General features: G+C 41.8%; 11 protein-coding genes and 1 pseudogene. All 12 read left to right on the forward strand.

Going from position 1 to position 12014, the window contains the following annotated elements:
* Positions 1 to 231, forward strand: a pseudogene (locus A5882_RS13310) (transketolase); the annotation flags it as partial.
* 372 nt (positions 232 to 603) lie between these two features.
* Complete coding sequence (locus A5882_RS13315; RefSeq protein ID WP_005236065.1) at positions 604 to 1473, forward strand: glucosaminidase domain-containing protein; 870 nt, start codon at positions 604 to 606, stop codon at positions 1471 to 1473.
* Between the two features lie 200 nt (positions 1474 to 1673).
* Positions 1674 to 2603, forward strand: coding sequence for a cysteine synthase A (gene cysK, locus A5882_RS13320; RefSeq protein ID WP_005236064.1), 930 nt, complete (start codon positions 1674 to 1676; stop codon positions 2601 to 2603).
* Between the two features lie 167 nt (positions 2604 to 2770).
* Positions 2771 to 3211 carry a Fur family transcriptional regulator gene (locus tag A5882_RS13325; protein ID WP_005226158.1) on the forward strand — a complete coding sequence of 147 codons (441 nt, stop codon included), beginning with the start codon at positions 2771 to 2773 and terminating at the stop codon, positions 3209 to 3211.
* Complete coding sequence (locus A5882_RS13330; protein WP_005236057.1) at positions 3208 to 3594, forward strand: RidA family protein; 387 nt, start codon at positions 3208 to 3210, stop codon at positions 3592 to 3594. Before A5882_RS13325 ends, A5882_RS13330 begins: the two co-directional genes overlap by 4 nt.
* 111 nt (positions 3595 to 3705) lie before the next feature.
* Complete coding sequence (locus A5882_RS13335) at positions 3706 to 4407, forward strand: DnaD domain protein (protein ID WP_005236055.1); 702 nt, start codon at positions 3706 to 3708, stop codon at positions 4405 to 4407.
* Between the two features lie 24 nt (positions 4408 to 4431).
* Positions 4432 to 5088, forward strand: coding sequence for an endonuclease III (gene nth, locus A5882_RS13340; RefSeq protein WP_005236053.1), 657 nt, complete (start codon positions 4432 to 4434; stop codon positions 5086 to 5088).
* A gap of 590 nt (positions 5089 to 5678) precedes the next feature.
* Positions 5679 to 6053 carry an LPXTG cell wall anchor domain-containing protein gene (locus tag A5882_RS13350; RefSeq protein WP_005236050.1) on the forward strand — a complete coding sequence of 125 codons (375 nt, stop codon included), beginning with the start codon at positions 5679 to 5681 and terminating at the stop codon, positions 6051 to 6053.
* 14 nt (positions 6054 to 6067) lie between these two features.
* Positions 6068 to 6871: a WxL domain-containing protein gene (locus A5882_RS13355; protein ID WP_008379814.1), complete on the forward strand. Its 804-nt coding sequence runs from the start codon at positions 6068 to 6070 to the stop codon at positions 6869 to 6871.
* 42 nt (positions 6872 to 6913) lie between these two features.
* Complete coding sequence (locus A5882_RS13360) at positions 6914 to 7726, forward strand: WxL domain-containing protein (RefSeq protein ID WP_008379817.1); 813 nt, start codon at positions 6914 to 6916, stop codon at positions 7724 to 7726.
* Positions 7727 to 7739: 13 nt separating this feature from the next.
* Positions 7740 to 8867 (forward strand): DUF916 and DUF3324 domain-containing protein, encoded by a 1128-nt coding sequence (locus tag A5882_RS13365; protein WP_086372962.1) that lies wholly within the window; start codon positions 7740 to 7742, stop codon positions 8865 to 8867.
* A 1-nt stretch (position 8868) separates the two neighbouring features.
* Entirely contained in the window at positions 8869 to 11922 is a 3054-nt protein-coding gene (locus A5882_RS13370) for a WxL domain-containing protein (protein ID WP_254908498.1), read from the forward strand.
* The last annotated feature ends 92 nt before the right edge of the window (positions 11923 to 12014 follow it).

The raw sequence follows: 12014 nt of genomic DNA on the forward strand, positions 1-12014 counted from the left end.
CTGTTTGAAGCGCAAAGCTCAGAATACAAAGAAAGCGTCTTGCCAAAAGCAGTGAAGAAACGGGTAGCGATCGAAGCGGCTTCCCCATTTGGTTGGGAACGTTACACCGGTTGCCATGGAAAAGTGATCGCGATCGATCACTTCGGTGCATCAGCACCTGGCGACAAAGTATTAGCAGAATTCGGCTTTAGTGTTGAAAATGTTGTGAATACTTTTAAATCAATCGATTAATTGATCGACAATCAATCAAAGCTAGCACGTTCGAGAATCTTTTCGATTTTCGAGCGTGTTTTTTTCGAGTACTGCTCACTCTGAAAGTGCCAGAGTGACTTATTTAAGGTAGTAGTTGCTAAGATTTCTGAAAAATGGTTTCACCACAAGATATAGACTCTTTTAAATAGTAAGAGAGAAGCAATACAATTCCATTCTAATAGTTTTTTTAAAAACTTCTCAGTAATTAACAAACTGAGAGGGATGTCCAGAAAGTTTTTTAAAAGTCTTTTGTCGGGTCGGAAGTGAACATTGTTTGCACTGCTAGGCATTTTTCCGTATAATAGCTGTATTGATTTATTTGAAAAAACGTACAGTTACTGGAGGAAAAAGATGGGAAGTTATCAAACAAGAAGTGAAAGACATCATCAACCAAAGAAGACGATGAAAAGACCTAGTAAAAAGGCGGTGGTCTCTTTGATGGGTGCAGGAATGATGTTAGCGCCAATGACGGTCACTTTCGTTCCTCAACAGGTACAAGCTGCTGAGAATCAATATGCGACGCAGGACATCTCAGGGTTCATCGAACAAATTGGCTGGTCAGCACAAGATGTTGCTGCCAACAATGATCTATATGCTTCTGTGATGATCGCTCAAGCGATTTTGGAAAGCGGCTATGGTTCTTCCGCATTATCCAATGCCCCCTATTACAATTTATTTGGGGTCAAAGGCAGTTACAACGGACAAAGTGTGTATATGCCTACCCAAGAGTATTTGAATGGTCAGTGGGTAGAGATGAATGAACCGTTTCGTCAATATAACTCTTATTGGGAATCGTTTCAGGATCATGCGAACGTCTTGCGAAGTACAAGTTTCGCGACAGGGACTGCTCATTACAGTGGTGTCTGGAAAAGCCAAACAACCTCATTTTATGACGCAACGAATTACTTGACGGGACGTTATGCTACCGATCCAGGTTACGCACAAAAACTGAACTGGTTGATCGAAACCTATCAGCTTACACGGTTCGATACAGGAACGACACAAAATACAGCCTGGACAAACACAACTAGCACAACGACCAGCGAAACAACGACGACCACGTATTCAGGTAGTACATCTTCAGCACAGAGCTATCAAGTTGCTTCTGGGGATACGCTTTGGGATATCGCCAACCGATTTGGAACAACCGTTGATGCGTTGATGGCATCGAATGGATTATCCAATGAGATCATCGTTATCGGACAAGAGTTGATCGTATAAGTAAGTTAAAAACCTTAAGATGGATTGCTACAATTGCAGCCAATCTTAAGGTTTTTTTGACGTGGCAATCAAACTCTGGTCAGTGGAAATAGAACAAAGTATAAAACTATATGAAAAAAAATTTGAAATTGCTTACTTTTTATTCGCAACTCCGAGGTATTTTAGGTAGAATGGAAGAATAAGAACGGGAGGGATTTTCAATGACAAAAATCTATCAATCGGTCAATGAATTAGTTGGTCATACGCCAATCGTCAAATTAAATCATATCGTAGAAGAAGGTTCTGCTGATGTGTATGTGAAATTAGAGTTTTTCAATCCTGGGGGTAGCGTAAAGGACAGAATTGCTTTAGCCATGATTGAAAAAGCCGAAAAAAGCGGCTTATTGAAAGCCGGCGATACGATTATCGAGCCAACCTCAGGAAATACGGGGATCGGTTTAGCCATGATCGGTACGGCAAAAGGCTATCGGGTTGTGTTGGTTATGCCAGAAACGATGAGTATCGAAAGACGGAAAATCGTACAAGCTTATGGTGCAGAGTTGATTTTGACGCCTGGGTCTGAAGGGATCACAGGATCCATTAACAAAGCAAAAGAATTAGCGGAGCAAGACGGCTACTATATGCCATTACAATTTGAAAATCCAGCTAACCCAGAAATTCATGAAAAAACGACAGGAAAAGAAATTGAGGATGCATTTGAATCAAAAGGTTTAGATGCTTTTGTCGCTGGAATCGGCACTGGTGGAACGATCACTGGAGCGGGCAAAGAACTGAAGCGCGTCTATCCTAATTTGAAAATAGTTGGTGTTGAGCCTGCTGAATCTGCGATTTTAGAAGGTGGTAAGCCAGGACCGCATAAGATTCAAGGGATCGGTACTGGATTTGTCCCTAAAGTATTAGATACCGAAATTTATGATCAAGTCATTGCAATTGCCAGTGACGATGCGATGAAAACTGCACGGCAAGTTGGGATGAAAGAAGGGATTTTAGTTGGAATCTCTTCAGGGGCTGCGATCCAAGCTGCTTTACAGGTAGCAAAAGAACTAGGCAAAGGCAAAAAAGTTTTAGCAATCGTGCCTGACAATGGCGAACGTTATTTGTCCACAGCACTGTATCAGTTTGAAGACTAACAATCGAGAGAAAGCAGGCATTGAAATGTCTGCTTTTCTTTCTCGAAAAAAGGGGACGGAAGCGGGCTGAAAAAAGCGTTTTGCCTTTGAAAAAATAAGGAAAGCTGTTTGAATTTTTAGGTTTTACATAGTATGATAGGTGAGATAAGAGAAATGGAGGAACTCCTGTGAGTACGATCTACGATGAAGCGATCAAACGATTAAAACATGAAAATATTCGTATTACACCGCAGCGAGTAGCGATATTAGAGTTTTTAGCCAGTCACGATGCCCATCCGACCGCTGAAGAGATTTATCGAGCGATTGAAGTTCATTTTCCTGGTATTAGTGTCGCAACGGTATACAATAACTTACGTTTGTTCACAGAAATTGGCTTTGTAAAAGAAATGAATTATGGAGATGCCTCCAGTCGTTTTGATTTTACAACGGAGCCTCATTATCATGCTATCTGCCAAAAGTGTGGAAAGATCGCTGATTTTTACTATCCAGGATTGGAAGATGTCGAAATGGCGGCTTCGAAATTAACTGGGTATCAAATAAATAACCATCGACTAGAAGTTTATGGTCTATGTCCCGAATGCCAAGTGAAAGAGGAGGAAACAAAATGAAGATAATTTCTACAGATCAAGCACCACAAGCAATCGGTCCTTATGTTCAAGCAAAAATCGCAAACGGCTTTTTGTTTGCTTCTGGTCAAGTGCCATTAGATCCTGTTTCGGGGGAAGTTGTCGGTACGACGATTGAAGTACAGACTCAGCAAGTATTGAAAAATATCAACGCGATTCTTGAAGCGGCGGAACTTACGCCAGATGACATCGTTAAGACGACATGTTTTTTAAAAAATATGAATGATTTCGTTCCTTTCAATAATACCTATAGCACATTGTTCAATGAAGAGTTACCTGCACGTTCTGCTGTAGAAGTTGCCCGCTTGCCAAAAGATGTTTTGGTTGAAGTTGAGATCATCGCAGCAGTCAAAGAAAAAGCGTAACCAAGAATGAATCGTGGGACGTCCGCCTTTGCGTCGTCCCCTTTTTATTGGATCGATCCTGGACCAAAGGATCATAGAGTTTCAGGTGAATCAAGGAGAAGAGGATACAGTATGGTTTCGTTAAAGGACTATTTAGCAAAAGGGCAAACAACGATATCAAATTTGCTTTTAGAAAATTACCATCATCTTGGATTGACAAATGACGAATTTTTGTTATGGCTGCAGTTGTATCGCAGTCATGAGCAAGGAAATGATTTCCCTGATTTACGTGAGATTGCCTCTGTGATGGGGAGTGATCAAAAAGAAATTTATCATTGGTTAAATCAATTACTTAAAAAAGATGTACTGCGAATGGAATCAAAAAAAGATGCTGCCGGAAAAATGGTTGATTATTATGATTTCACAGGAATCTATGACCGTTTAGAATTTCTCTTGACACAGCAATCGAAAAATGAGGCAGTAGAATCAAATGAAGAAAAAATCCGTGGGTTATATCGCTTGTTTGAAGGCGAGTTTGGTCGGCCATTGTCAGCAATCGAATACCAGCGGATCGGGCAGTGGTTGGATGAGGACCATTACGATCCGGAACTGATTCAGTTTGCTTTGCGAGAAGCGGTTTTGAATCAGGCTTATAGCTTAAATTACATCGATCGTATCTTACTTTCTTGGGAACGTAAGAATATCACGTCGAAAGCGCAAGTTGAGGAAGAACAAAAAAGAAGAAAAAAACAATTTCTTCAAAATGAGAATATTTCACAGGAAGAAGGGCCAATGCCCAAAATCCCTATGCATAATTGGTTAGAAGGAGAGTAACAGACAAGGAGTTCAAATAGTCCTATGATCAGCAAAGAAAAAACAATGATCGCCATCGAAACAATGTACGAGATGTTTCCCGAAGCGCATGGTGAATTGGTATCCAAAAATGCGTTTGAATTATTGATCGCAGTCATTTTAAGTGCGCAAGCAACAGATGTCTCAGTAAATAAAGTCACCCCGGCACTTTTTGAGGCTTATCCTACACCGCAAGCTTTGAGCGAAGCACCTTTAGAAGATGTGATTGCAAAAATCAAGTCGATCGGTCTGTATCGAAACAAGGCAAAAAATATCAAAGCTTGTGCTTCGGAACTATTGCTACGTTTTGGTGGTGAAGTGCCGAAAACAAGAGAAGATTTGGTTTCTTTGCCAGGTGTCGGCAGAAAAACTGCGAATGTGGTACTTGGTGATGCCTATGGGATACCGGCAATCGCTGTCGATACCCACGTCGAACGGGTGTCAAAAAGATTGCGCATTTGTAAATTAGATGCCAATGTACTAGAAGTTGAACAAACGTTGATGAAAAAGATTCCCGAACCATTATGGGTCAAAACCCACCATACGATGATTTTCTTTGGCCGTTATCATTGTACCGCGAGGGCGCCAAAGTGTGAGATTTGCCCGTTGTTGGCGATGTGCCAAGAAGGAAAACTTCGGATGAAGGGGAAGAAAACCATTTAATGGTGAACATAGACCAAAAGTATCTAGGATCAAGACGCTAAGCGAAATCGCTTAGCGTTTTTTTTGCACAAATTGATAAAAGAACAGGTGATTAACGTAATACCCTTTATTGAAGCCCTTTCAAGTAACTGGAAAAACATAAGCTTACTGAATTTTTTTTTACACCACTCAAAATCAGGTGTTTTTTCACAAAGAGATCGTGTGGGGGGGATGCTCGATGCGAAATGAACCTTCCAATACGCCTTTTTTTGAAACTATTTGTAAGCTTAGTATGATGGGCTTCTTTCGCAAAATTTTTACCCTTTCTTTTTATAAAAATGCTTATTTTTAGTCAATAAAACGTAAAATTAATAAGAAAATTCACCCATTGGTGAAAAATAATATTTCAAATCTGTGAAAATCATCAGTATAGTGAACTTTGTCAAAAGTTATAAGTCTTTCTCTGCTATTTTACGAATGACAGAAAAAGCGTTGCACATCTCAAATGATTCTGAAACGATCTCAAAATCATTTTTGTTAACGGGTCTTAGGCAAACGCTGTTTTGAAAAGATCACTTATAAGACGTGGCAAGTATAGAGGAGGAGGGAGAATGAAAGGAGAAAAGGTATGGAAATTAGTTCGTATGGTTCTGTTTTGCACTCTTTTTTATGGGATAACTATTTCTACGGCAGCGGTGAATGCTCAGGAAGTGCAGTCGGTTGAAACAGAAAGCTCTGTGCTCTTTACCGGTGTTTATGAGCCTATTGGGCAACCCGAACCAGCACCGCCAGCAGGCCCTACAGAGAATATATCGCCACCAAACAAGGTAGCAAAACCAGGTGGTATTTTACCAAAGACCAACGAGACAAGAACTTACGGCGTAATCTTTCTTGGATTACTGCTTGTACTGGTTGTATTGTATGTGCAATATACCAAACATCGATCAAAATTTGTGATGGTTAAAAAGAAAAGACAAATAATTTGAAAGCAGGGATGAATTTGAAATTCGTACGATTTGCATCGGCAGCTGTTTTAGCTGCAACTTTATTTACTATTAGCGCGGAAGCCTTCGCTACTGAGAGTGTAACAAACCATGATACAGAAGGGAAAGTTCTCTTTGTACCAAACGATAGCGAAGCGACAGTAGTTCAACCACCAAATCCTGGTCCTAATGGTCCAGATGTAGAGATCAATCCAGTCGGCCCGGAAGGACAAACGGGACCATTGACCATTGCTTACGCACCTACGCTTAATTTCGGTGAGCAAGTGATTTCTAATACCGATCAAGAATATAAGCTAGTGGCTGAATTACACAAGCTAAAAGACGCGGAAGATAGTGAAGAAAGAGTTCCTTATGTTTCATTTGCCCAAGTCCAAGATACGCGTGGGACAAATGCTGGTTGGGATTTAAAAGTTTCCTTAAGTGCTTTTGAATCAGGAACACAGAATAATGAACTGACTGGAGCAAGAATTCGTTTTAATTCGCCAAAATTGGAATATAACGGAAGCAACCAAGAAAATGAGCCACAAATTCATGCGGATGGATTGATTTTAGATGCTACAAATAGTGAACGTTCGGTTCTGACCGCTGCTCAAACAAAAGGTGCTGGCGTATCGTCAGTCGTTTGGGGCGATCAGGAAGAAATCAATCGACAAGTAGAAGCAGGTGCAGAGGTTGTTGAAAATGCTGGAATTGAGTTACTTGTTCCTGGATCAACAGCAAAAGACGCTGCTCTTTATGAAGCAACTCTTACTTGGACTTTGGCTGCAACAGCTGGACCGGACGGAGAAACGGTTCAGTAACTTGGTTTTGTACTGAATAAAAAAAGAAAGAAGGAACTAGAAATGAAAAAGATTCGTTTAGCTACGGTCGCTGTATTATCCACCACTTTACTAGCAGGAGGCGTTCAAGCCTTTGCCCAATCTTCATTAGAAACGACTACCGATAACGTTGTAGGGTTTACCTCAGACGGAAGCGATCTAACAGTGGTACAACCGCCAGTCGTGCACCCAGAAGTAGAAACAATCGAACCAACACCGCCAGGACAAACGGGCCCATTTACCATTGCTTATGCACCACAAACATTCGATTTTGGTCAGAATGCTATTTCTACCAGTGATCGTTGGTATTCAATCGTTGCTGACGAGCGTAATTTGGCTGATCAATCAGGGACGACACCGTACGTATCGTTTGCCCAAGTGCAAGATACCCGAGGAACGCATGCTGGTTGGACATTAAATGTTAGTCTAACTGATTTTACTTCTGAATCAGGAGATGTCTTGACTGGGGCAAAAATCAAGTTGGCAAACCCTGAAATCGTGTTCAACAAAGGCGAGGGTGATCGAGACTTACAGCCAAGTGCCGTTATCAATAATGAAGAACAAAATGCGTTGATCCTAGATGTCAACGATCAAGACATTCCTGTCATGCGTGCTTCGGTCGGTCAAGGCGCGGGCGCTTCATCGATTTACTGGGGAGATCAGGAAAAATTGACGGAACAAAATCTTAATAAACAAGAAGGCGAAATGATCAGAAATGATGATATTCAACTATTTGTACCAGGCTCTACCACGCAGCTAGCAACTAACTATACTGCTGAAATGACATGGACGCTAACTGCTTCTGTTGATAGTGGCGGCGAAACAGTAAATCCGTAAGAAGGATCATAGCTTGCAACAAGAAACAACTGGCAGGAATAGTAAATTATTCCTGCCTTTTTTGGAAGGAGAACCACTTTTGACTGAACAACGTATGAGAATGAAATGGATAAAAACGGTTACCTGTGCGGTCATCCTACTATCATTCTTTTTTTCACCAAGAATGAGCTATGCTCAGACAGAATCAGAATTAAACTTTTATGTGACGCCTATCTTACCGGAAAGTCAGCTGGAAGGAGGGGCGTTGGGGTATTTCGATTTAAATCTTGGGGCAGGAGAACGTGATGAATTGGCTTTAGAGATCGAAAATGGTTCTGATCAAGCGATCGAAATAGAAATTTCTGCCCATACGGCATTTACGAATGTGAATGGTGTTGTGGAATATGGCAGGGATGCAGAATCCCCTGATCCGACTTTACCTGCATCAATTGATGAACTGGTAGAGGTGCCTGAAACCGTATTGTTCGATCCATTAGAAAAACGAATCATTTCTTTACCGATTACGATGCCAGAAGAGGAATTCAAAGGGGTTTTGGCAGGTGGCATTCGAATCAAAGAGGTTATTTCGGAAGAGGAGCAAACACAATCTGCTGAAGAAGGATTAGGCATTCGGAACGCGTTTTCCTATGTCATTGGTGTGGTAGTAAGCAACAATCGGTCCGCAACGGATCCGGGATTGGAACTGCTTGATGTTTTTGCCGATCAAGTAAACTACCGAAACGTATTTAGTGCTGTTATCCAAAATTATACAGCAACATTTGTCAATCAATTGGAAGTAACAGCTGAAATTCGTTCTGTTGATGGTGAGACGATCTTATATGAAACAAGTCAATCATCTATGCAAATGGCTCCTAATTCACATATGCATTTCCCAATTCCCTTGGATGGCGATCGTTTTCGTAATGGGGAGTATGTATTGAATCTTACTGCGCGGTCAGGAGAGGAAGAGTGGTCTTGGGAACAGATATTTAGCGTAGAGGCAGAAGATGCTCGCCGCTTAAATGAACTCGATGTCACTGTAGATACGTCACTCAATTGGTGGATGATCGCCACGGCTGGTCTAATCAGCTTGCTTCTAATTATTGCGATCATCCTAATTGTTCATAAGAAAAAAAATGCAAAGGAAGGTGGGAAAAGTTGAAATGAAGAATACCCCGCACAAGGTAATAATTGCGATCATTATTGGATTACTAAGTGTGCAAACTTTTTTTCCAAGTCTGAGCAGTATCCTATTGCCGGAAATCCACGCCATCGATCACACGATTGAACCGTTGGACGAAACGCAGAATATGTCCTTGCTTGATAAAGCAACACAACCGATCCAAACAAAAGAATTTGACATCCATCAACCTTTTTTTCAGTTTCCAGTTAGTGTGATTGAAGGTGTCGTGGATCAACCGATCGACGTTTTCGTCGTATCAAGCCAACCTTTAAATGAGATTACGCTAGTTGTAGCGAAAGAAGCAGCGATCGTGGAAGAAGAATTTGCTGCAGAAGTGAAGAATAAGAAGCTGTCTGAAGAAGAACAGGAATGGACGCTTACCTTTGATGAAGAGCTAATGGAGTTCGAGATTCCTATCGTCTTTAATAAAATAGGCGATTATCGACTTTTTATAGGTGAAGCGGAACTAACGATCGAAGTACAGGCAGAAGATGACGGGGAAGAGGACTTGGATGATGATGCAGATAATGAAACGATCGAGACAGAGGTCTCACCATCAGACACGCCGCAGGAAGGGAAACGAACCACGCAACCTTCTAATGACGCGAACCTAAATGAGAATCAGCAAGACACAGAAGCTGACCAAGCAGAAGCAATTGCCCAATTGACAGAACCGGTCACACCGTTAGACGAAATCAGTCATCGGGATGTTTCCAACTGGCAAGAGTTTATGGCGGCAATCGTGAATAGAGAAGTAAATTATATCAATATCGTAAATGACTTTGAATCATCAAACAATCCTACTCAAGGAGTTTCCGGAGTGGCTGCGGGAAGTGCAACTTCCAACCCGTCGAATGGGGTAGCCTATATTTGGACCAATGCTTCTGGAATTTCGAGAACGCTTGTGATCGAAGGCAATGGGTATCAAATCGACTTTAGAGCTGTTGCTGTCGGATTTTATGATAGTACCGTCAATAGTGCAACGCCGTGGGATATCACGTACCAAAATATCGATATCGTTCATGGCAACTATTATGGCTTCATGAATTTTACAAATATGAGTATTCCGCAACAAAATCTATCCAGAATGCGTTACCACAATTTAACCAACGCGGGCAATCAGTTGATCCACTCGTTAGCGACACCTGTTATTATGTCTGGCGAAGTAATATCGCATCAAACTCCGACATATACTTCCAGATCTGGGCGTGTGCAAACGATCAATGCAACCAACCAAGCAAATATGGAAGTAACACAATTGGAAATTCTTGATAACGCAACAGTTGACATGTCGACAATAAATTCCGGCAATATCTATTTATATTATGCAACGGGGCGTATGACTATTGGCAATGATGCAAAGATGTCTCTGCGTGCAGCTGGAACAGCCGGTGAGGCTTTTGGAGCAAATATTTATATAGCGAATGGACGGATCAATATCGGTAATCGATCAGAGCTTCATTTGACTGCCCGAGCCAACTCCCCCGCAATCAGTATGTATGCTAGCGGCGCCCACTTTGAAATGTCTGAGGATAGCAAAGTGGTAATCAAAGCTGATGGACGTACCACAAGCCTCAATGGATGGGGCTATAACATTATCTACATGGGTGCTGGAAGCACGATGCTTATTGGAAATAAAAGCAGTGTCGAAATTGATGCAGTGAATCAAGGGACCACCACCTCCGGAGTGATCCATGTAGCCGGTGCCGCCACATTTATTGTTGCTAAAGAAGGAGTATTGGATATTAAGTCGGACGGAACCAATCCCTCTCATTCCTTGATGACATTTTTGAGCTCGGCCTCAACCTTCACTTTTGCGGATGCACAACGCATCAATTTAGAGAAAACAAGGGCGGTTACCGGAAATGCAGCAAATAGTAGCCTTATTTCGATTTCCGGCAGCGGCGGGCTATTAGATGTGGATATTCAAGCTGCGAAGCAATGGCGGCATGGAAACTTGACGGAGGAACCAGACTTCAGTTGGAGTCCAATCTTCAATTTAAAAGTGAATTTTGCCTCTACCTTGTCATCGATTTCGAATGTTTCTTCCATCTCACAAGAGATCGTTGATCATTTTCGCGCGAATTTTACCACAAGAGCACAACGTATCCTATTTGAATATATTCCAGATGTCGAGGTTCATTTAGAACCATTAACGGAAGACCCGGCACTGGAAGGCTCAAGAATCATTAAGGGAAAAGCCACACCTTATAGTGTGATTCGTTTTGACGGAGATCCAGCGATTCCCGCACCGCAACTGCAATCACCCTCTTTTGATGATAACAGCTTGTTTCATCTTCAAGCAGATGCAAATGGTGATTTCAGCTTGACCTTAGCCGAGGGGGATCGGTTTACAAAACATAATACGGTGACGGCTTACGCTTTCTTAAATGGAAAATTCGATACAGCTGAAACAGTTGTTCAAGAGATTGCCACAATGAATCCACGAGATCCGATCGCGCCAGATATTGAAGTGAATCCAGAAAATAAACCGGATATACCAGAACATTTAGGGTTTATCAGTATCGATTTCATCTCCCAGTATAGCTTTGGAGATGTATCGATAAGTGCAGATACCAAACAGTACAAGGCATTGCCACAACGTCTTAGCAGTGCAGATGGCTCAGTAACTGAGGAACGGCCAAATTACGTGCAGATTTCTGACCGTCGCGCTCAATTTACCGGCTGGGAACTAAACGCGACATTATCTGCTGCAGGATTTCGTAATGATCGAGGAGAAGAACTTCGGGGTGCACGAATTATTTTAGAAAATGCAGTTATGCTGACGAATGCCGCCAATTCAGCAATTCCTCCCACTTATAGTGAATCAATGATCCTTGATCCTGGGGTACCCGCTTTGATCGCTGAAGCGGATGCAAATGAAGGAAGCGGTACCTGGATTCAGCGCTACGGGGATATGGGGACGATGGGGGATAGTGTCAAACTTGAAGTACCCATTGGATCAAATCCGCGTAATATGACTTATCAAGCAACGATTGAATGGGAGTTAAGTTTTGTCCCATCTACCGAATGATCGATGCTCAATCTTATCAAATGGAAGCTGTTGACGCCTATGACAGCTTCCATTCTTGATAGGAAGACAGTGAGTAAATCGGTTGAAAAGCA

The sequence above is a fragment of the Enterococcus sp. 4E1_DIV0656 genome (assembly GCF_002140695.1).
In the GTDB taxonomy this organism is placed as follows: domain Bacteria; phylum Bacillota; class Bacilli; order Lactobacillales; family Enterococcaceae; genus Enterococcus_D; species Enterococcus_D entomosocium.